Genomic DNA, 21,058 nt, shown 5'->3' with positions numbered 1-21,058 from the left:
GAAGTCTCCTTGTCAAAAGGTTATTTCAACGAGCGGATATAGAACAGGCTGAGCACCACTCCGATCAGCAGGAGCAGCAGGGAAATCGCGGTTCCGTATCCAAGCTGGTAATTGACAAAGGCCTGATTGTACATAAAGATCGGCAGCGTCGTCGTCGAAGTGCCCGGCCCTCCGCCGGTCATGGCGTAGATCAGCCCGAAAACCCCAAGCGTCTGCAAGGTAACGAGCATCATATTGGTGACAAAGCTTTCCTTAATATAGGGCAGGATGATCCGGGTGAGCACCTGCCATCTCGAGGCCCCGTCGACGACGGCGGCCTCTTCGACCTCGCTTGGCACATCGTCCAGCGCCGCTTGAAACACGAGCATGGAGAAGGCGGTTCCGTGCCAGATGTTGGCTAGGATAATCGTTAGCATCGGCATGGTGAACAGCCAGGTGACCGTCGGGATGCCGAAAAAAGCGAGACCTGAGTTTAACGTGCCTTCGTCCCCGAAAAAACTGTACAGGCACAAGGCGCAGACGATTTCCGGAGTTACCCAGCCGGCCAGCACGATCGTGCCGATGACGCGGCGGAACAGCTTGTTTTTATGCTTCATCAATAAAGCGATGACAAAGCCGAGCACCTGCTGGCCGATCACCGCCGAGCCAAACAGGAAAATCAGCGTATTCCAGATGCTGATGCGAACCGTCGGGTCCTTGAACATATGGATATAGTTATCGATCCCGACAAACTTCAGCTCCTTCGCGGACTCTCCGGTTAAGGCCAGGTTCGTGAACGAATAGAAAAAGGTCAGGAACACCGGATATATAAAGAAAATCAGCATGATGAGGACGGACGGAAGCAAAAAGTAGAGCCACGTTATTGAGTTTCTTTTTTGCCGATACGGTTCGGCCGTTATGCTGCTCATATCGTTCTCCTCCCCCGGTAGGCAAAGCGCTCTCCGCTATTTTTGCATCACATGATCTTCGCCGACGATGCGGGTGACGTCTTGAGCGTATTTTTTGGCGGCGTCGGCCGGAGAGGTTCCCGTTGCCACGGATTCGACCATCGTTTGGATTTGCGTGGACACCTCGGGGTACTTTTCCTGGGCCGGTCTGAACTCGGCGTTTTGCAGATATTCCGTGGCGATTTCGTTAAACGGCATTTTCGTGTATTCCGGATCTTTGGCCACGTCGGCCCGGACCGTAATGTTGCCGGAGGACATGACGAGTTTTTGGCTGTTTTCTTTACTTAACGCATATTTGATGAACTCCCAAGCTTCGTCTTTATGTTTGGCATTGCTTGGGATGGACAACGCCCAACCGCCGGCCAGCGTGATCGTGCCGGGATCCTGGCCTTGACTCGTCGGCATCGGGGCAAAGCCGAGCACGTCTTTATATTCGGGCCAAGGGGCGGCCCCGGTGTCCAGATAATTGCCGGTAATCCAGGAACCGTCGAGCGAAATCGCCAGCTTGCCCTGGGGCAAATATTCGCGTGAAGCGGTGTTGCCGGCCTGGCCGTTCAGCACTTTGGAGAGTGGCGGCCCGAGCTGCTCCTTGTTCACGGTTTCAATAAATCCGAGCGCGTCGAGGATGCCTTGGCTCTGTACGATCCATTTCCCCCCGGCGTCGTCGTATAGCCGTTCGCCCGTGCCGTACAGCAGCATTTCATAGGTCTGCATCGAGGTGGCTTCGCCCGTCGCCTTGCCCATGTTCATCCAGATCGGCACGACGTCCGGCTCCTTCTCTTTGATCGTCCGGGCCGCGTCCAGCACCTCGTCCCAGTTTTTGGGCCGCCAGTCCTCGGGAAGTCCGGCCCGCTTGAAAATTTCCTTGTTATACCAAAGCCCGCGCGAATCGGTATTGTAAGGCACCCCGTACACCTTGCCGTCGCTGGCGGTCACGCCTTTTTTCATCGCCTCGATAAACGAGCCGTTGGTCCAATCCTCCCATTCCTTCAGCCGTGCATCGAGCGGTTCAAGGTACCCCGCGCTGGCATCGGAGTTCAGGATAAACGTATCCTCCGTGACGATATCGGGCGCCGTATCTTTCGATTTCAGAGCCAAAGCGACTTTGGCAAAATAGTCCCCTTCGGACGCCTGAATCGGCGTCGGCTTGATTTCCACGTTTTTGTTCGGATAGCCAGCGGCAACTTCTTTAATCCATTTGTAAAACGTGCCCTTTTCCCCGGCGCCGTCGTCCCGGTACGTGACCGTAATCGTCGTTTTTCCGGACCCGCCGGCCCCTTCGTTGCTTTTGCCCGAACAGCCAAACAGCAAAGCTCCGCACAACGCGATGCACAACACGACGGACGTAATCCGCCAACCTTTCTGGTTCATGAAGGCCATGTTTTTTCCCTCCCAAAGTAAGTATGCGGATAGAGAAGCGAAAAAGCTTGCCGGATTGTATCCGTTTACAAGCTCTTTTGATTAAAACATACTTTCCTGCCGGAACAATTATTCTAAATTTGAATGGTTCTTTATAGGTATGCAGGGTTGGGAATAGAGGTGATTGGCGGAGAAAAGGGAAGGAAGCGCCGGCCCAGCGCGAAAAAAACGGACCGACCCCGGACGGATCGGCCGCGTATATTACCGGACTTTTAGTTTGAAACCAGGCGTGTCAGAGCAAGCGCAAAATGTTCCAGGGCAGTCCGGGAATGGCGGTAAAATGTCGCCCGGCTCATATGGAAACGGGCGGCGAGCTCGTTTTTGTTCCATTCTTTCTGTAAATAACTTGCCATAAGGATTTGCTGTTCCGTTTTCGTTAACGGGTAGGCGGGCGGCTCGGCGGTCAGAAGATCGAGCGCGTATTTTTGCGCGGCGGCAGCGGGCAGACGCAGCGCACGAACGGCCGGTATCCGCTCCAACTGCTCCGTATCGTACAGATGCTCCAGCATTTGCTTTACGGCTCTGCCGTCAATCGCCACGGAAGCGCTTTGCCCAGCTTCGGGCAGAGGCACGTTTGGCGCGTTGTCAGCGGGACCGGTCTGCCTGATCACATTTTGCACCCACTCCTCAAACGCAGCTTGCCGGAAATCGAGTTCCCAGCGGGTCAGTTCTCCCGTTTCCGCGGGCCCTTCGGGTTTGATCCGGCCGGTTTCCTTGAAGCCCAGCAGGGAAAACAAGCTGCTTAAATGCGGATCTGCGGTAATATTGATGCCCTTAAATCCGCGGGTCATAAAAATCAGCCATTGCCGCATTAGCAACGCGCCCAGCTCCTCTGGGCCGTACAGCGGGTGCCGGCTGTTCACCGCGGCGAGCAGCACGCAGATCGTATCGGCCGCTTCCGCGGGAAGACGGCGCAGCGCGGGGGCCTCCTCGCCAAGGATGGACAGAAGCCGGGGAGCGCAACGTTCCATGAGCGGCATCGTCCCGGCATGCAGCCAGAAGCCGGCGCAAAACGCCAGCGGGACTCCGCCCGGATCACGCACGACAAAAACCCCCTCGGGATGTTTGGCGGCGATGGTTTCCAGCAATTCGTGATATTTTTGCGGATCGACCAGCTCGGATTGCCAATCGGAGTGGGAAATCGACCAGGCCAGAAACCGCTGGAGGTGGGGCAAATCCTCCGCACGATAAGGGCTGTGTTCCTGCGGCTTCAGGGTGGAGGAAAAATCGGCGTAAGCATGGGCAGCCGGCAGAAACTCCCGGTAAAGCTCCAGCACATGGGCGGCAATCTGCATTTGCCGGCGCTTATCCGCCAGCCGGAATTGTTCGGCGAGCAGCTTGAACACATCAAGGCGCAGCTGCTGAAACTGGCTGGGGTTTCTTCGGGCGTGCTCCTCCCGCAAAAGGCGGGCGACGACATGGTGCAGGGCCAGGCCGTATGGGGTGCTGCGGATAAAGGACAGCTTGCCGAGTTCAAAATAGCCGGAAGCGCTGAGCGGTTCGTCCAGCAATAAGTTGATGGCGGGCTGATCGGCTGCCGGCAGCAGCGATAGGACGGTTAACGCCTGGTACAGGGAAGGGGAAGCGGCCTCTTTTAAAAATTCGGCGCTAAGCATGCTGGGGATTTCCCGGACATCCCCTTCCCGGGAACGCCGCCAGTCCACGATTGTCGCCAGCAGCAGGGGAAGACCTTCCGTTTTTTGGGCAATTTCCTTCTGCACGGCCTCTTCCAGGTCGCTATCTTGCAAATACTCATGGATCTCTTCACGCGAAAAAAGCTTGAGGGGGAACGTTTGAATGCGGCCGGCCCAAAGCGGATTCGTACGCCATTTAAGGGGAAGGCCGTTTCGCGAGGCGATAACGAGCAATGCCCCCGCGTCTTTCAGCCTCGGCAAAAAGCTGGAAAGCAGCCAGCTTTCAATCAGGTCCAGACGTTCGCAGTTATCCATCACCAAAACGGACCGCTGCTTGGACAGCTCCGCAATCAGGTAAGGCAGAAGGGGAACCTCCGGGTCCCTGAATCTGCCGTATTCGCTTTGCAGACTCATTTCCAGACTGGATAAAAAAACTCCGGAAGTCGTTAGCTCGGACTGACCGTCCAGCCATACCGTCAGCAGCGAAGCTTGCTTGGCCTTATGAAACATTTCCGTCAGCAGCGTTGTTTTGCCGATGCCGCCGATGCCGGAAACCGAAAATAACCGCAGCTCCCTGCCGGGGTCCGCCAACCAGTGCTCCAGACTGTTCATTTCCCGGGAAAAGCCGATCACTTGACGGCGGGCAATTTCATTTTTTTCTGTCGATAATGACTCCATTCCCCATCTTCCTTCTGTATTTAAAATCTGAAACAAAAATGAAACATCACGATCATGCCACTATATTACACTATGAAATGCGACTATTAAAAATAAAAAATCGTATTTTTTAAGATTATAGAGATTCAACCTAATCATCAGGGCTTGGCAGTCAAGCCGGCAACAGACCGTGGCCTGGAACGAGACTCGCTATCCGGAGGCTTTGCACGATTATCCCGTTTGACCAGGTGACTTGGCTTCCTGAACCAAAGGAATAAAGGTGCAAAGTGGTTTGGAGAGCCTACCTCCACCTCCGTCATCATTTATTTTGTCAAGCACTGTTTTTGGTCTTGAGCCCTTATAGAATCTATAAATTCGTAGGTAGAGAGGGGGGAAGAGGGACTGGACCTGGTGGGCTAAGGGACACCAGAGCCGTTATTTGTGAAAAAACGGGAGTTTGCAAAATGTGGAGGGAGCCAATATGACAAAACGCTTATCTGCTTTCTTAGCCTTACTAATGATGTTTACGATATTTGAACCGTGGGGAATCCGTGCCGTCCGTGCCGAAGCCGTCCGTGCCGAAGCCGGCCTGGCTTCGCCTGAAGCGGATGGCTGGGTTCAAATATCCACGGCGGAACAGTTGATTTATATCGACCGGAATCAAGAGGCATATTTAAACCGAAACCTGTTGCTGCTGGGCGATATTGATTTGGCCGGGTATGGCTGGATTCCTTTCGGCGGCAACGAGCATGCCGCATTTAGCGGCGTTTTTGACGGAAGGGGCCATTTGATCACCGGGGTCAGGGTCATCGACGATGAGCGGGAAAATGTCGGATTTTTCGGCAGCTCCACCGGTGTGATTAAAAACCTGGGGGTAGATGTTCATATCGAGGGAGGCGCCTATACCGGCGGACTGGTCGGTCTGATGAGCGATGGCAGCATCGACCGCGCTTATGCAACGGGCAGCGTCAAGGGAGGGACGAACGCTGATCCGGCTGCGGTTACCGGCGGATTGGCAGGAGGGGCCATAGGTGAAATCACTCGCTCCTTTTCTTTGGCATCCGTCGTTAGCGGTACGGCCCCCAACATTTATGTCGGCGGGTTGGTCGGCGCTCAAGGCAGGGGCGGGATCAGCGATTCGTATGCGTCAGGAAACGTATCGAACCAGACCGGCGATAATTATTATCTCTTATCTGCCGGCCTTGTGCCTCATATCGTTTATGGCAGCGTTCAGCGTACTTATGCGGCAGGTCATGTCGACCAGTCCAATTTAGCGGGGACATCCTCTTCGTTGATCGCCGGCTTGGTGGGCCTAGCCGATTTCGCAGGTACTTTCGTTGCGGACTCCTTTTTCGACATTGTTACTACCGGGGTAACGGCCGGCAGCGATCCAAGCGGAGCGAACGCCCGCGAGACGAGCGAGATGCAGCGGCAATCCACATATACGGATGCGGGCTGGGATTTTACGAATACGTGGGCGATCAATCCGAACGTGAACGGCGGGTATCCTTACCTCAGGCCGGCGATTCTGACCGTGGAATTGCCGGATGCGGTCAAAGCTGTCTCTTATTCGGTTTCGCTTGCGGGATTTGACGGTGCAAGAGGCGGAATCACCTGGAGCGCGACCGGCCTTCCCGCCGGCCTGAGCCTAATCGGTACGGGGGTGCATACGGCGGTACTTCAGGGCACGCCAGCGCAGCCCGGCACCTACAGCATCGATATCACGGCAACGGATGCCGGGGGCGCCACCGATCGTACGACGCTCCAGTTGACGGTTAAAGAGCAAGCGCCCGAGTTAGCCGCCTTCCGCGTCGGCCCCGGCGCCGTTTATAAATCCGTCAAGGCAGCGGCAGAGCCCCAAGGGGCGGATCATACGTTTGCTTATACGCTTACTGATTCCGCGGATGTTCGGCCGCTGCTTGGCGCCGAGCTTCCGGCCGCTGCGGCGGCGTACCGGTTGGAGGAGGACATTCCGAACGTTGCCGCAGGACAGTATTTAAACGTATATGAGGCGGATTTGCATGGCTTGATCCGGGCCTTGAGCAGCGTCCGGCTTGCGGCCGAAGATATTCAGGCGGTGGTTCGCGTCACCGGCGTAAGGCTGGAGCCGGACCGGCTGACGTTTGTCTTAGGCGAGGGGCCGCAGAAGCTTGCGGCTATCGTCGAACCCGAAGGCGCGACCGAGCCTGCGGTAATTTGGAGCTCCAGCGCTCCGGGGGTGGCCGAGGTTAGCCAAAACGGCGAAGTCGCTCCTGTGGCGGCCGGCGAAGCCGACATCACGGTCACGACCGTGGACGGCTCCTTTGCGGCAGCTGCAAAGGTGACCGTAACGCCGCCTCCGGCCACCGCCGGAACGGTGACGGGAACCGTTTACGGAACGGGGGACGCCCCGCTTCCCGGGGTCACGGCTGCCGTGTACGGCAGCAGCGCCACGACCGACAGCCAAGGGAATTTTACGTTGTTTAACATTCCCGAAGGCAAGCAAACCGTTTCATTTACGGCTTCAGGCTATAAACCTTATTCCCTGACCGTTAATGTAACTGCGGGCGAGATCACGGATACGGGCCGTATCGTGATGACGGTCGAAGACACAGCGGAAAATCCGGGCGGCCCCGATGATCCGGATAATCCGACTGACCCGACCGATCCTGCAGATCCGGGCACCCCGGGGAGTTCCGGCTCCTCGGGATCGCATCGCGACGGTTCTTCAGGCGTGGCGGATAAAACGGTAAATGCTCCGGGGGAGAGTGCGGGGGAACGGATTTATATAAACGGCAAGGAAGTTCAGACAGCTATCGTAAAAGAAACGGCGGGCGACGGCAGAGCCGTCACGCGGTTTATCCTGGACGGCCCTCTCTTAAGCGCCGCATTTGGTGCAGAACGCGAAGTTATCATAACCGTTAACGGCTCGGATCCGATCATGGTGACCGATTTTCCCGCGGAAGCGCTGCGGGAGTCGCTCCTGAGGCAGCCCGAGGGAATGCTGCGGATACGCGCCAATGGGGCGAGTTACGGCTTGCCGCTGCACGTCATGGACAGCATACCGGGCGGTTTGGTCCTAAGCGCCGCCATCGGCAAACAGACGGATGCCGCAGCCGGGGAACTGCAAGAAGCGCTGGCCGGACAAGGCTGCCAAATGCTTGCGGCACCGGTAGATTTCTCGCTTTCCTTAGACGGCAAGGAGCTGGCCGATACGGGAGCGGTTTACACGGAACGCTCGATCAGGCTTGACGCCGGGGTTAATTCCGCCAAGTCCACCGCGGTGCGGGTCGATGCAAACGGGTGGGCGCATTTTGTCCCTTCGGTATTTCAAGCGGCAGGGGACGGAACCGAAGCTTTCATCTATGCGCCGCATAACGGCACGTACACCGTGGTTCAATCGGAACGCACTTTTTCGGATGTCCAGGATGGGCACTGGGCGAAATCCGAAATTGAGCTGCTCGCGAACAAGCTTGTCCTGACCGGCGGCTTTGACGGGCGTTTTACGCCCGACGGTCAAGTCACCCGCGCCGAATTTTCAGCGATGCTCGTACGGTCCTTAGGGCTTCTTGAAAAAACGGGCCCATCCGCTTTTAACGACGTTCCGGAGGGGGCCTGGTATGCAGGGGCGGTGGAAGCTGCCGTTGCTGGCGGGCTCATTAACGGGTATCCGAACGGATCGTTTAAGCCGAACTCGCCGATCACCCGCGAACAAATGGCGGTCATGATCGCCCGCGCCGTAAGCTTCGCCGGGGAATTGCCGGGAACGGATCCCCTTTCGCTCGAGCGCTTTTTCGACCATTCCGGCATCGCGGGCTGGGCTCAGGAACCCGTCAAGCAACTGCTTGCGGCAGGGATGATCGAAGGCGCGAAAAACAACGCGTTTGCTCCCGGCGAATTCGCTACCCGCGCCCAAAGCGCCGTTTTGCTGAAGCGTATGCTGGAATACCTTGGGTTTATCGATTAATATATGAAAAAAAGAAGCCCCCTTAGGCGGAAGCGGTAAGCAACCGTTATAAGGGGGCTTCTTTTTACTAGCGTTGCATCGTCTAGTCGCACAAATATGCTAACGGATGCCATGGCCGCTATTTGTCCCAAGAACGTTGATTTCAAATCGTAACGGTTGCCATGGCGCTTATTTCGCTAAAATCCGGCTTTTTTGCTTAGATCCAGGCAAATAACGACGATCACAACCGTTAGATTTCGGGACGCTGCCTGCGGGAAAACTTGAGCAGAAGTTAACTTTCTTCTTTGGTCTAAATAGGGACCTTTATTACCGTTATTTCCGTGACCACCGCAAAACACGAGATAAATAAAAAACGGCATCTCTGCCGTTTTACTCTATGGATCGTCAGGGACTCGAACCCTGGACCAGATGATTAAGAGTCAACTGCTCTACCAACTGAGCTAACGATCCTTAAGGTGTAATTATGGTGGAGCCAAGGGGGATCGAACCCCTGACCTCATCGCTGCCAGCGATGCGCTCTCCCAGCTGAGCTATGGCCCCGCAAATTTATTCCGAAATGTCGACGCACAGTCATCGTAAAACCAGCTATATCAACGGTTTGTCACCGCACAGTCATTTCGACAATTTCTTCCCGCCCAAATAATATACCACACGGGAGCGCATCGCTGCAAGTACCAAAAGCTGATATCTGCGAAATTTTTTCAAAGCCGCGCGTCTCTTCGGGGGTGGCCGGCTCCCGCCCGTATTCCGTGTCTTTTACGCGAAATCAGCCGCTCTATTCCAGACCGAGGGGTAACGTTAGGTCGACGCAATAAGACGCTAATTTCGCGTAATCTGGCCGCGTGTGAGAATGCGAAGAAGGCCGGCGTATTGGACACAACCGCTGACGGAAGTTACGATTTCTACCGCATGATTACGGTGCTGGATCGCGCTGGAATCTTTAAGGAGGCGAAATAATACGATGAAGGAGCGTTTAACAAATCCGCTGTTTATCGCGGCTGTCGTCGGTCTTGCGTACCAAATCCTCGAAAAATACGGCGTTGCGCCTGACTTCGGCATGTGGCAAATCGGCGTGGATATTGCGACGTACGCGCTGATCGGGACTGGCGTGTATAGTACGTTCAAAACGAAATAATATGAAGCCCTCTGGCGGGTTCTTGCGTAACATACGTAGGGACTGCGTCAGGGGGCTTTTTTCTTTTTTTTCTCGTTCAATTCGCGGTGGAAGTATAGTAAAATATAACCAATAATTAAGAGGAGGCCAAAATTTGGAAGAGAATATGTTGCCAGGGCCGCAGGTAACGCGAAAAAGCGGCAAAGGACGCGTCGGCGCGATTGTCGTTATATTATTAGTTGCGATACTCTTTGCTGTGACAAATCCGTCGACTGCTGATTTTAGCGAACACATGGCAAAGGGAATGTCAGCCGACGGTGATAACGCGTTAGAAAAGGGGATCGTAAACACGTTAGGAAAGGCGTACATTGAAGCGGCGACAGAGCGCGATAACTACGTAATCTTCTCAACGTTTACCATAACGGACGGCCCGCTTTCCGCCAAGTTTATCGGATTCCTGAACGGCTTCTTCATTCGAATTTCATCGTAATTTTAAACGCCAGCACATACGGACACTCTCCGTAAGCTGGCGTTTTTCTTGCGTCAAAATACCGCCCTCGATCGCTTACCCTTCCGCTAGTACTCCTCCACGTCCAAAATGCCCATATCGCCGTAAATTCCACGGGAAACGTGCGGTGAAATCGCGCACCGTTTCGTAATCCGCCTCCGCTTTTTGTGCGTGAGATTCCGCTTGTTCTCGCGCCTCCCGTTCTCGCTCACATCGTTCGCGTTCTTCTTTCAATGCCGCTTTGACTTCGCGCAACTCGCGTACGGTCATTTCGTCCGGGGTTTTCGTTTCCCCGGATTTAAGCGTATGGCCCCGGGTTCGTTCTTCGGGAGGGAGCGTTGCTATTTCGTCAAGAACCCGCAGGCTAACGTGTTCCCACGTGGGAACATCGCAACCAAGCTCCTCGTAGACGGTTATAAATCTGTGCGCCTGCGTTCGTTTGAAATCAACGCTCTCCTCAAGCCATCGAATCCAGCCGCCGGCCTCTTCACGTTGTCGGGCGAGATTTCTTACGTCGGCCTTGGCGCTGTCCGATTTAGCGTCGCGAACAGATTTGAGCCGACGACCAATCTCGAAAATTGCTTCGCCAGCGACGCGCTTATAGGCGTTGATTTCGGCCGTTATTGTTGGTAGGTCGGAGGAGAGATGAGAAACCTGCTGCGTCATTTCCCGTTCTCCTTTTCGTTTTGCCGGCCGAGTGAATCGATGACCTCCTGGTCCGTTAGGGCATCCCCGTAAAAAAAAAATAGCCGCAAACCTCAACGGTCGGCGGCCGGTATGTACCCGTCCCCATTGATTAAATTTACCGCTTTGAGATTATTTAAACAGAGTCTAGTGCTTATCGATCGAAAGCAACTCCGATATGTCGTCTATCTCAAGCGCGTCGGCAATCCTCTCCAATGTTTTTAGATTGATTTGTTCACGAATATTCCGGGACATTTCAGATATTGCCGCTTGGCGTACTCCTGTCATCTCCGCGAGTCTTGTTTGAGTTAATCCCCGCTCTTGCATAACCTCATTTAATCGGATCGTTATTTTTCGCACGTTCATGCCTCCTCTTTGTAATTATAACCGAATATCCGTATATCCGTAAATTAGTTGTTGACTCTATACTAAAAGGCGTATATACTTTGATTCAGATAAACGAATATACGTATATAAGTATAGGAGGTTTCAAAAATGTCCAACTCCAAGACTTATTTCGACGCGCTGCTCACTCTCCAGGAAGAAGTAAACTCGGCATTCTCGATCTTGAGCCGCAAACAGTCCGAACTTGACCGTCAAGTCACTGCCATTTACCACGACATTGAAGCGCACGACCTCGATAGTGATTCGGGGTACGCGGCTGCCGTTTGTCTGCAAGAAGTGCTCCGCCAGCGGCGCGTTGTCAAAGACGAAGTTGCACGCATGTCCCCGCTCCATCGGTTCCTGAACGACCATACTGATGCGCTGCGCGAAGACTACCGAAAGCGTGTGGAGAAATCCGAAGAGATTCGCCGAACCTTGAACGTCACACTCACGATAGAGGACGTGGGCCTATGAGGTTCCGCGTCGGTAAAGTTATCAACAGGCGGCTATACGTCCGTACACGAGGCGGGAATTGGATTGAATTACGGTTATTATTTCAAATTTAAGGAGGACGTAACTATGCGGAAAATTAAAATTGACGGATGCGACGCTTTTTTGATTAGGGATGACCTGGCAGTATTGATCGATCTTGAGGCCGAGTGTGCGGTTATTTCGCGGTTGTCGGAGAGTGGGCCGGACCCTGACGGCCTTTGCCTGGAAAGTCCAATTAGTTTAAAGGCGCTCCATAAAATCTACACCGCCGACAACGAGCTAGACATATTAATCGCGGCATTGGAGGGATGATTAGAGTGAACCTCGTAAAAATCACGGAGATTTGCGAAGACCTCGACGTTTTTGGCGAACCGTTTGTGCTTGTCCACGACGGGATTAGATTAAACGGAAATATCGCGGTCTACGTGGATCGATCCGGCACAGGCACGTATCTCGTTGTTGAGAGAGTCATTGAAACGGAGAGCGGGCTGCGGACGGTCAGCGATCCCGGTAGCGTATTGTTTGACGCCAATCTACCGCAAAAACTAACGATCCAGGAAATCGCCGCCATGTCCGCGCTCGAATTATTGGAGGTGCTTGCACATGCAAAAATCAGCTATTGACCGCATCGCCTATTTCACGCGAAAGGCGAACCAGTACGGGGCGTTGCGTTTCGACTTCCTACGCGGTCGCTCCGCCAAGAGGCCGCCGGCCCTCCGCTTCAAGCGCTTGATGGCGTACAAGGCAGCAGTAACGCGGCAAATCCTGGCCGAACGAACCACCGCTCTCCGATGATGCCAGCCGCGCCAACGGCTGATGAGCGGAGGGGATATACAGTGTAAAGGCCCAGCCAGGCCATTGTTTCAGGCCCGTAGTGTCCGCGAAGCCAAACGCGTGATACAACGCCATGCGGGACGTTTGTCGCAATTTGCGACGACCCAAGTTCAACTTAGAGAGCCGAGTAGCGCCAAATGCTCGGCAAAAAGGGGCGGAATCTCGTTCCGTACCTCTCCGGTCGGTTCTGCGCCAACAGTTCCGGCCGGCAACGCTAATTTCGGTGGTAACACCGCGTTTTCGATATAAGCTGCGCAAGCGGGCGGCCGGTTCAATCCGGTTCGGGCACCGCTTGCTTGCGTTTTATATGGTATAATACGAATGTGCGTTCGCGTGGTTTCAAAAATTTTTTATACCGACGTTAACAAAACAGGGACTCGGTATTAAATTAAAAGTGAGGGGGGATCGCCTTGAATTTTATCGACGCGATCAAAAAGTTCCAGGAGGCCGGGGACCGGGGCATTTTTGGTATGATACGCGAAGCAATGAGCTACGATTATCTTCGTTCTCCGGCCGGCATGGCGTTCGGGAAACCGGAAATGTACGTGGCGTTTCGGTGCTTGCGGCTCATCGGAGGCCGCCTGGCGACAATCAAATACACACTCGCGGAACACGGATTACATACGCGCCGGGACACGCCGGAGTACATCTTTTCGGAGTTCGCGATTACAATCGAAGAATGGACCGGCATTAAATTAACCGTCGAAAACTTCCCGAAACACGAGAAGTACCTCGCGGGCTACCTTCCGACGTTCTACGAGTTGCGCCGGGCCTATGAGCGGATTATTGGCGTGCGGCCTACGCTGTGGCAGTTACTGACGGAGGAAGTCGTCAATGAGAACTGGCCGGCGTTGCAGGCGGCACTAGAATACGCACTCAACCGCGTCGACACTTGCCGATCCGAGCGGGAGGTCGTCCGCTACATCAATCGCGCCACAAAGACGGCCTATTACCGAAATCAGTTTGACGGGATGCGCCGCGTCAGAAGGGGCGGGGAAACGCGATACGTGACGCCGAGGTACTACGGACCGCTCTACGCGTTATTTGGCCGGGCTAATCCCGGTATGAACCACTTGTCGAGCAGGCAGCGGGCGCTCGTTGGCCGGATTTGCGCGATCATAGAGGAGGATTTCGCGGGAGGACGGACGGAAGAATACGCCGTTGACCTGCGCGGCGGCTATCGAATAAAGAACCGCCATATTGCGGGGCGTCTCGGTATGCATGAGGCGAGCTTGAGCCGGGCCTTGCGTGGTATTAGAACTGCTAAACATTGACGTATTAATTAAATGTTACGAGAAAAATAACGAACGTACTATTTAAAGCAAAATCGCAACCGCGCCGGATGCTCGGCGGTACGGGAGCGGTTCTTTTTATTTGTTCATATAGTAAGAAAATTTATTAACACGAAAGGAGAAGACGATAGTGGGGATCGATCACAAAGGGCTGCACAAAATCCGGAAAGCACTTGGATTGACGTTGGACGAAATGGGCGCGCTCATGAACGTATCCGGCCCGCATCTGCATTACATCGAAAAGGGAAGCCGCCCACTAAGAGGCGAACAAATTGCGTTGTTGATTCGCGAAATCGGCCTTACGCCGGAAAGGCTTGCGTCCCTCATTGCGGCGTACGATGCGGCAGATACCGCGAAAGAACTTGCGCGGCGGAAGCTCGTTGTACTTGCGCGGTAAGACGCTGCAAAAGCCGGGCTATTGCGTATGTTCCCGTACGTTCACAATGAACGAGCGTGAACAGGCTTGAGTCGCTGCGCTCCTCACCACTGCGGCCAAAACCGGGCCTTGTGGAATCATCATATCTTCTGCCGCGTCAGAAGTTTATAGATAATTTAATCGCGGTTGAAATGGATATGGTGCCGCAGGTGCGTAAGCAACAAGGCCGACGGAGCCGACAGGCGACGGCGACACGTCTTTGATTCGTCCCACAATATTCATGATGCGAAATCACCGAAGTAACTCATGGTGGCGTAATAGATTCTGTGCGCGTCGAAGAAATAGAAATTAAAGAATAGATAATAAGCACAAGACAACCAGCAAAATGCTGCGATGCTTTATTTGGCGGGGGTTTTCGTCGTTTTATGTTTGACCTGAAAGGGCTATGAAATATTGCGAATCTGACCCGAAAGGGAGGTATCTTATGAGCGAACAAGCGCGGCGCGACCGTCGCCTCGAAAAACAGATCGCACGCCGCATCGAAAAGCGCCACGGCCGCCGTATCAACGCAACTTTAAACGGGGGATCAATCCGTAACGGCCGCGTTATCTCGCCCGACGGCGTCGATATGTCGCACCGGTTCGAGATTTTACCGGTTAAGGCGGAGAGTGCGCAGCGTTATGCACGGAACCGCTCGGCGATCGGCGAGTTTTCGGCGGAAAATGGCGGCTACGTATGGGGCCTGTTTAAGTCGAGCGTAACGATGGAAGCGCAGTGGGCGGAATACGGCTTAACTCAATCGGACCTCGCGCGCCTCATGTTCATCGGAACCTATACGGATTACGAGGGAGTTTTGCGTCATCCTAACGGCCGACCGATAACGCGCGAATCCATGTCGGAGCTAATCGGCCTGCATCGGACGAAATTTGACGAGTTTTTCTCGAAGCTGCTCGCCGCGTCAATTATCAAAGTTCCGGAAGACGGCGCTATCTACATGAGCCCGGACGTTTTCCAACGCGGCAAAATTGCGAAAGGTGAATACGCCGACCGCATTCGGGTTTACCGCGATACGGTGCGCAGCCTATATGAAAAATACGGCAAGGGGCGATCGGTTCGCCAGCTAGGCATAGTGTATTCGGTGATTCCGTTTGTGCACCGGAATATGAATATCGTTTGTTACAATCCACTTGAAAAGCACGACGAAGATATAAAACCGATCACGCTGGACAAATTGGCGCTGCTTCTTGGCTATCAGAACGCGACCAAATTTAAGGGGGCTTTACGGGCGATTGAAATAAACGAGCAGCCGGTATTCGCTTTTGTTGAGGATATTCACAACAGCCGTAAGCGTCGTATCGTCGTTAATCCGCGCATCATTTTCGCGGGCAACTATGAGGGATTGCAGGCATGTAGAGCGCTCGCGGTGCTTTTTAATTAAGCCGTACGAGGCGGCAAATCCTCGGGCAACACGCAGGAAAAATCCACGGCAAAACTGCTAGGCCGCTGAATGGATGAAATACATGGCTGTTACCATAAGCCAGGACGAGCACGTCACAATCGTAATGTATGCGGAAGACAAGCGCCCGCTCAAGATCGAGCCGTTTGTCCTCACGAACCCGGGCGACTACGACGCCATGTGGGACGTTATCTTTTTTGTCGAAGCCAACGCAAACGCGCCGCAGCACCTCGCAAAAATGGAGGAATCGAAGTTTTACGCGTTGGTCGAGCGCCTGTCCGTCATGGTTTGCCGTCGGTTCTCGCCGGCCGCGACCTGGGGCGTGAGCAAGGCACAAATTCGCGGGATCGTTCTGTTTACGTTGAGGGCCGCCATCGCTGCGGGCGTTTGGCCGGAGGCGTACGAGATTACTAGCGAAACGTTCGTCCGTAACGGTGCCGGCAAATAACGTAAATAATGCGCGAAATAAGCGCTCCTATCGCTCGGAGGTGGACCACCTTGCCGGGCTTTTTGGCGTGGTTAAATTAGCGAGAAATCGACGGAAGGAGGCCGGACATTGGATGAGAAACGAGAGGATGCAAAGCGTCACTGTCCTTATTTTTGCGGAGATTGTACGTGCGTTTTATTCAAAGCGATGAACAAGGCGGACGTCCGTTGCAAGGTTTATCGTGGGGCCGAGTCGGTTCGCTGCCGTTACTTGGATACTCAAGTTTGCAAAAGGGGATGACGCGGAATGACCATCACCGTTTATCAGCAAGTTTTTGCGGACCGGGACAAAACGCGAGTTCACGTAACAATCGTAGACGGGTCCGGCGCGGTACTCGATCGCAGATTTTGCGGTTACGAACCATACCCGCTCAAGCAAATCGCTGACGAGCACGCGCGCCACTTGCTCCGTGTAATCGGCTGCAGCCTGGACGCTGAAAAGGTGATTATTGACTGCAACGTGCGAGGCCGCGTCGAATACACAGCGACGCCGGGCGGTGGATTTAAAGGCGAACTGGTTTGGCATCCGCGCTTTGGTGACGTTAAGGGGCCGCGCCTGCAATGGGCGGAGCCAGCGCCGGAGGAACCGGAAGAAGACAAAGAAGAATCGGAGGAATGACAATGTTGTATTCAGCAGTAAAAACGTGGCAGGGGCTGGGTGAGGGTATGGAGGAGGTTTATTCGCGGATCGGCCCGAGCATCGCTAAATCACCAGTTGCACCGCCGAGGCAAAGACGCAAGAAAGCGGAGTCCAGCCGTAAGCAAGGCCGGATCAAGCACATTAACGCAGAGAAGGGGTTCGGCTTCATCTCGCTTTACGGCGCGGATGACGTATTTTTTCACGTTTCGGCCGCGAATGGGGCGCGCCTGATGCGGGGGGATCGCGTAACGTTTGATGTCGGAGAGGATAAGTGCGGCCGTCTGTGCGCGAAGGAGGTTCGGCTAGCGTGAAATATACGTTATACCTCGCGGCGGCCTCCGATGACCACCGGATCGCGTACACGTATGTTCTGGCCGACTATAAATCAGTAGTCGCGCAGGGTACGTATTTGACGGTCGGCAAACGCAAGTTCGACGAATCGTTTTGCGGACATGTTGCGCTGCAGCGGGCGTTACGTGCGGCGGCCAAGAGTGCGGAGGGCGTCGTTGACTTAACCGTTATGCTCGACGAAAACATTGTAGACGTCGCGTTTGAGTTGTTGGACATTAATCCGCCGCTTTATCCAGCGTTGTGCCGAACAACAAAGCGCATCATGAAACGGTTTAACAAGTGCGAGCTTGCTGCGATGAAGAAGGATAACGAAGAGTTGTCGCCAGAAGAGGCCGCAGCCTTTGACGACTGTATCGCTGCGCTTGAGGGAGCACGGACTGTTCGCGGGAAGTGGCGGCTGCTTTTTGACATCATTACAGGCGCGGGCCGGATTATCAAGTAAAGGAGCTAAGTAAATGGTTAAAATCCCCAAAAGAGTACAAGAGGCAATCGACGCATATAAAGCGTTGCAGGCAAAGGGCGCCGCGCTAAAAGAGGCGCACCAACAGCGCGCAGACGAACTCGCCGCCGAAATCGCGAAGGTTCAGGCGGGACTTGCCGCTGCATCAGACGCCGCACTTGAAGAGCCTACGTCGGCGAATATCGCTCGCGAAACGGAGCTGCAACGCAGACTGGCGGAGCTTAGTATGGACAAAAGAGCCGCAGAAGACCGGAAAAGCCGCGCTTTTAGCGGAGAGAGTCGGCGGTTAGCGGAACTAGCAGACGCGGCGATTCAGGCCGGCCGGGAGGAGGCCGTCAGCTACCATAAGGAGCATTACGACGCGAGGCTCAAAGCGGTTGAGGACGCTAAATACGCGTACCTTAGTGCGTTGGTCGGTCTACACGCGTTGGAGCGCGAGGCATACGACATTTACCGTACTGCGGCAGACGAAACAAACCCGGTACGCGCCGAGCAAATAGGACGGCCCTATTTTGCAGAGCTTGCGGTTCATTGGCGTGGGGGGGCTCGACAGGTTCACGGCGTGTCCGAAACCGAGGTCAACCGCGCATTACGCCACGGTAAAATATTGCACACCAGCGTCGCCGAGGGTCGCGAAATCGAATAACAAGGAGAGGTCCAATTAATGTCATATCAACAGCACATCCAAAACGCAAAAGCCTTGATTTACGGTGATTCATCGTTGCAGGCCGCCGGGGTAATCTTCCAACGGGTTAAAAAAGAAGCCGGGGAGGTCTATAAAGACAAGTCGCTGTCAAATACCGGGATTATCCAAAAGCAAAATGAAATCCGGAAACAGGGTGCGGTCGAGGTCGCGAAGATTATCCAGGCAGCTAAAAGCGAGGTTGGTAAAGAACTGGACGCCGCCGAAAAAAGCGCCCGGGCCGCCATCGACCAAACCGCCGCCAAACCGGCCGACGAGGTCATTCGCGATTTTACAGAGCGGTACGACACACTTAAAACGGAGTTGTTCGTATTCAGCGACCGCAGTTCCGCCGGCAAAATGCTCGATCTTATGCGAGAGACGGACGACCCGTATCTGGCGCGGTTAATCCTCGACGACCTTGCTGCCATTGGACCGGCACTTAACGGCCACGTTACCGATGGGATGCTCGTGCGTGCAGCATACGACGGTTTGAGGAGGATCGCCGAAACGGACAGCCGCGCCCAGGCCCGCGAAGCTTTGGAAACTGTCGAGAGGTTGCGCAACATGCCGCCGGTTAACTCGATGATTACGCTTGGGCTGACGTCTGCGCTTGGGGACCAGTACCAAAACATCCTTTACGACTATGAGACGCTTTTAGATGAGGCTGGTGCGTAATTGCGCCGGCTTCTTTCATTATAAAGGGGGTCATGAATATCAAGATCACAGACGCAAAAATTACAGCAGCCGAGCGCGCCGTTCCGATCCTGCGGTTACTTGAGCAAATCGTATTGTATCGACGGCCGGGCCAGTATCATTTTGCGGCCGATTTTCTAGCAGAATACGCGGCTTGGACGGAGATCGTCACTATCTTCCGGCGATCCGGCGTTAAAGATGTGCGGGCCCTCGGCCGATCAATGGCGGATGTCACGCGCTATTTAAGAGAGGTAGACGAGGCGGCTGCAAGCGGTGACGTGCGGCGGGTACGGCGCAAAGTGGCGGCTCTGGATCAGGCTACTAAAACGCTGGTGAGCGCGGGGAAGAAGTTAACTTCGCGCCTAATCACCGAGGCGGTGGTGGACGTTGGCAATTGATATAGTCGCAAAATTGCGCTTGTTAGACGAGGCATCCAGACCGCTCCGTAAGGCGATGGGCTCATTTGGCGCACTTGGGGCCAAAGCTGCGTCCGCAACCGCTGCAGTAGGCGGTATTGCTGCGGCCTTCCTCTCCGCTAAGGCTGCGGTGAGTCTATTCGACAAAACGATAGGCGCAGCAGCAAACTACGAGATGCGGGAAGTTACCGTAAAAGCGATGTTCAGCGATGAATATTCAAAAAACGCGCAGAAATACCTCGATTTCGTTGAGGAGCGCGCTGCCGTTTCGCAGTTTTCGATGGACGAGTTTCTAACGGCGGGCAAATCGTTCATACCGACCTCGAAGGACAATTCGCAACTCGAAAAGATGGTTAACCTGGCCGAGCGGCTCGGGGCGATTGATCCGGAACAAGGGCTTGAAGGCGCGGCCTACGCATTAAAAGAGTTCTTCTCCGGCGATGCCGTGTCACTCGTCGAGCGTTTCGAATTGCCGCGTAAAGTAATGAACGACATCAAAAATCTCTCGCTCGATCAGCAGTTAAAAGAGCTTGATAAATACCTTAATAAAATCGGAGCAACCAACGAACTTATTGAAGCGCAATCCTCTACTGCGATGGGCGAATGGCGTAAATCCACCGCCAAGACGGCGAAGGCGCTGCGCGAAATGGGCACAGCCGGTCTTGAAAAGATTACGCCTTTGTTGCGAGATTTTAACAAGTGGTTGGAGAGTGCGGACTTTAAGCGGTTTAGGGATGCCGGCGTTAAGGCCTTTACGGGACTGTTCGACGGTGCGGCAAAGAGCGTCAGAAAAGCCGCGAACTATCTGGATTCGCACTTTTTTAGCAATCCAGAGTTCCAGAAGATCCCCACCATTGAGGGAAAGGTCAAGTTTGTGTTTGATGAGTTTAACACCTCACTTAAGCAGTGGCTAGACAGCGGGGGGAGTGAGCAAATTAAGGCAGCCGGGGAGGCCGTTACGAACCTTATACTGAACTCGCTGGAAACCTACGGGCCGCGTATCTCTGATTTAATGGCGACTATCGGCAAAGATGCCATTGGGTCCTTTTTTAAAGGGATGGTCGAGTCGTTCAATCTGTATCACGCCGATAACCCTCTCGACCGTCAGCTGGCGAAATTTTGGGATAGTGTTTACGGCGAAGGCTATTACGCCAGTAAAACGGGCATCTACTACGACGAGAACGGCAAGCCTCAAAAGTACGTTAAGCCGCCGACAGGCACGACGCCAGGAGGCCACAACTACTCGGGGACAAGCGGCTCTTTTGGTGACGCAAAAAGCCATTCCGCCGGCCTTGATAGAGTGCCGTTTAACGGCTATGCAGCTCGGTTGCACAAGGATGAAATGGTCCTTACGCGCGGCGAGGCGCAGGCTTACCGCGAATCCGGCGGAAACGGCGGCGGCGGTCGTCAAGTCGTAGTCAACCTCGGCGGCGTAACAATCAATAACGACACGGACGTTGACGCAATGTGCGCAAAAATTGCGAAAGCACTTGCGTACGCATAAGCGCAATAACGGTTTCATGGCGGAGTCACGGCGTTATAGTTGCGCTGGGGCTCCGCACATTTTGATACGAAAGGAGACTT

The 21,058-nt window shown here is 54.3% G+C and carries 23 protein-coding genes and 2 tRNA genes; 17 read left to right on the top strand and 8 right to left on the bottom strand.

Annotated elements, in window-relative coordinates:
- Nucleotides 1-20 precede the first annotated feature (20 nt).
- The 3 genes from NYE74_RS25655 to NYE74_RS25645 form a co-directional block, all read right to left on the bottom strand.
- Nucleotides 21-908: a carbohydrate ABC transporter permease gene (locus NYE74_RS25655; protein ID WP_036624347.1), complete on the bottom strand. Its 888-nt coding sequence runs from the start codon at nt 906-908 to the stop codon at nt 21-23.
- Nucleotides 909-944: 36 nt separating this feature from the next.
- Entirely contained in the window at nt 945-2,318 is a 1,374-nt protein-coding gene (locus tag NYE74_RS25650; protein ID WP_373281389.1) for an ABC transporter substrate-binding protein, read from the bottom strand.
- A gap of 260 nt (nt 2,319-2,578) precedes the next feature.
- A complete protein-coding gene (locus NYE74_RS25645; protein WP_124331626.1) occupies nt 2,579-4,678 on the bottom strand; it encodes an ATP-binding protein in 2,100 nt (699 codons plus the stop codon).
- Nucleotides 4,679-5,138: 460 nt separating this feature from the next.
- On the opposite strand from NYE74_RS25645, the gene NYE74_RS25640 reads away from it, so the two are divergent.
- Nucleotides 5,139-8,603, top strand: a complete 3,465-nt coding sequence (locus tag NYE74_RS25640) for an S-layer homology domain-containing protein (protein WP_341005272.1) — start codon at nt 5,139-5,141, stop codon at nt 8,601-8,603.
- A 377-nt stretch (nt 8,604-8,980) separates the two neighbouring features.
- Here the strand turns inward: NYE74_RS25640 and NYE74_RS25635 are convergent.
- Nucleotides 8,981-9,053, bottom strand: a tRNA-Lys gene (locus NYE74_RS25635).
- Between the two features lie 14 nt (nt 9,054-9,067).
- Nucleotides 9,068-9,143: transfer RNA gene (locus NYE74_RS25630), tRNA-Ala, on the bottom strand.
- A gap of 421 nt (nt 9,144-9,564) precedes the next feature.
- Here NYE74_RS25630 and NYE74_RS25625 point away from each other — a divergent pair.
- Entirely contained in the window at nt 9,565-9,738 is a 174-nt protein-coding gene (locus tag NYE74_RS25625) for a hypothetical protein (protein ID WP_341005271.1), read from the top strand.
- A gap of 133 nt (nt 9,739-9,871) precedes the next feature.
- Nucleotides 9,872-10,207, top strand: a complete 336-nt coding sequence (locus NYE74_RS25620) for a hypothetical protein (RefSeq protein WP_341005270.1) — start codon at nt 9,872-9,874, stop codon at nt 10,205-10,207.
- A gap of 75 nt (nt 10,208-10,282) precedes the next feature.
- Here the strand turns inward: NYE74_RS25620 and NYE74_RS25615 are convergent, their stop codons facing one another.
- The gene (locus NYE74_RS25615) at nt 10,283-10,891 is read right to left on the bottom strand and encodes a DUF3102 domain-containing protein (RefSeq protein WP_341005269.1); all 609 of its coding nucleotides are present in this window, start codon (nt 10,889-10,891) and stop codon (nt 10,283-10,285) included.
- A gap of 165 nt (nt 10,892-11,056) precedes the next feature.
- The gene (locus NYE74_RS25610) at nt 11,057-11,269 is read right to left on the bottom strand and encodes a helix-turn-helix domain-containing protein (RefSeq protein WP_341005268.1); all 213 of its coding nucleotides are present in this window, start codon (nt 11,267-11,269) and stop codon (nt 11,057-11,059) included.
- 135 nt (nt 11,270-11,404) lie between these two features.
- On the opposite strand from NYE74_RS25610, the gene NYE74_RS25605 reads away from it, so the two are divergent.
- The 3 genes from NYE74_RS25605 to NYE74_RS25595 all read left to right on the top strand — a co-directional run bounded on the left by NYE74_RS25605 (nt 11,405) and on the right by NYE74_RS25595 (nt 12,408).
- Complete coding sequence (locus NYE74_RS25605; RefSeq protein WP_341005267.1) at nt 11,405-11,767, top strand: hypothetical protein; 363 nt, start codon at nt 11,405-11,407, stop codon at nt 11,765-11,767.
- A gap of 105 nt (nt 11,768-11,872) precedes the next feature.
- Nucleotides 11,873-12,097, top strand: a complete 225-nt coding sequence (locus NYE74_RS25600; RefSeq protein WP_213511217.1) for a hypothetical protein — start codon at nt 11,873-11,875, stop codon at nt 12,095-12,097.
- 5 nt (nt 12,098-12,102) lie between these two features.
- Nucleotides 12,103-12,408: a hypothetical protein gene (locus NYE74_RS25595; RefSeq protein ID WP_213511216.1), complete on the top strand. Its 306-nt coding sequence runs from the start codon at nt 12,103-12,105 to the stop codon at nt 12,406-12,408.
- Nucleotides 12,409-12,466: 58 nt separating this feature from the next.
- Here NYE74_RS25595 and NYE74_RS25590 read toward each other — a convergent pair whose 3' ends face one another.
- Nucleotides 12,467-12,712, bottom strand: coding sequence for a hypothetical protein (locus NYE74_RS25590; protein WP_213511214.1), 246 nt, complete (start codon nt 12,710-12,712; stop codon nt 12,467-12,469).
- A 317-nt stretch (nt 12,713-13,029) separates the two neighbouring features.
- Between NYE74_RS25590 and NYE74_RS25585 the strand changes: the two genes are divergently transcribed.
- The 11 genes from NYE74_RS25585 (at nt 13,030) to NYE74_RS25535 (ending at nt 20,978) form a co-directional block, all read left to right on the top strand.
- Nucleotides 13,030-13,893: a hypothetical protein gene (locus tag NYE74_RS25585; protein WP_341005266.1), complete on the top strand. Its 864-nt coding sequence runs from the start codon at nt 13,030-13,032 to the stop codon at nt 13,891-13,893.
- 148 nt (nt 13,894-14,041) lie between these two features.
- Nucleotides 14,042-14,308 carry a helix-turn-helix domain-containing protein gene (locus NYE74_RS25580; protein WP_341005265.1) on the top strand — a complete coding sequence of 89 codons (267 nt, stop codon included), beginning with the start codon at nt 14,042-14,044 and terminating at the stop codon, nt 14,306-14,308.
- Nucleotides 14,309-14,771: 463 nt separating this feature from the next.
- Entirely contained in the window at nt 14,772-15,725 is a 954-nt protein-coding gene (locus tag NYE74_RS25575) for a hypothetical protein (RefSeq protein ID WP_341005264.1), read from the top strand.
- An 82-nt stretch (nt 15,726-15,807) separates the two neighbouring features.
- Complete coding sequence (locus NYE74_RS25570; protein ID WP_213511206.1) at nt 15,808-16,191, top strand: hypothetical protein; 384 nt, start codon at nt 15,808-15,810, stop codon at nt 16,189-16,191.
- Between the two features lie 285 nt (nt 16,192-16,476).
- Nucleotides 16,477-16,848 (top strand): hypothetical protein, encoded by a 372-nt coding sequence (locus NYE74_RS25565; RefSeq protein WP_213511204.1) that lies wholly within the window; start codon nt 16,477-16,479, stop codon nt 16,846-16,848.
- A 2-nt stretch (nt 16,849-16,850) separates the two neighbouring features.
- Nucleotides 16,851-17,180, top strand: coding sequence for a cold-shock protein (locus NYE74_RS25560; protein WP_283776266.1), 330 nt, complete (start codon nt 16,851-16,853; stop codon nt 17,178-17,180).
- Nucleotides 17,177-17,662: a hypothetical protein gene (locus NYE74_RS25555; protein ID WP_213511202.1), complete on the top strand. Its 486-nt coding sequence runs from the start codon at nt 17,177-17,179 to the stop codon at nt 17,660-17,662. The genes NYE74_RS25560 and NYE74_RS25555 overlap by 4 nt, the downstream gene beginning before the upstream one ends.
- 13 nt (nt 17,663-17,675) lie before the next feature.
- Complete coding sequence (locus NYE74_RS25550; protein ID WP_213511200.1) at nt 17,676-18,326, top strand: hypothetical protein; 651 nt, start codon at nt 17,676-17,678, stop codon at nt 18,324-18,326.
- 18 nt (nt 18,327-18,344) lie between these two features.
- Entirely contained in the window at nt 18,345-19,040 is a 696-nt protein-coding gene (locus NYE74_RS25545; protein WP_341005263.1) for a hypothetical protein, read from the top strand.
- Nucleotides 19,041-19,072: 32 nt separating this feature from the next.
- Nucleotides 19,073-19,456, top strand: a complete 384-nt coding sequence (locus NYE74_RS25540; RefSeq protein ID WP_341005262.1) for a hypothetical protein — start codon at nt 19,073-19,075, stop codon at nt 19,454-19,456.
- Nucleotides 19,446-20,978, top strand: coding sequence for a hypothetical protein (locus tag NYE74_RS25535; protein ID WP_341005261.1), 1,533 nt, complete (start codon nt 19,446-19,448; stop codon nt 20,976-20,978). The genes NYE74_RS25540 and NYE74_RS25535 overlap by 11 nt, the downstream gene beginning before the upstream one ends.
- Nucleotides 20,979-21,058 lie beyond the last annotated feature (80 nt).

The sequence above is a fragment of the Paenibacillus sp. FSL P4-0127 genome, assembly GCF_038007325.1.
GTDB lineage: Bacteria > Bacillota > Bacilli > Paenibacillales > Paenibacillaceae > Fontibacillus > Fontibacillus macerans.
Note: the sequence above shows the minus strand (reverse complement) of the source record. Positions and strands in the feature narration are given on the sequence as shown.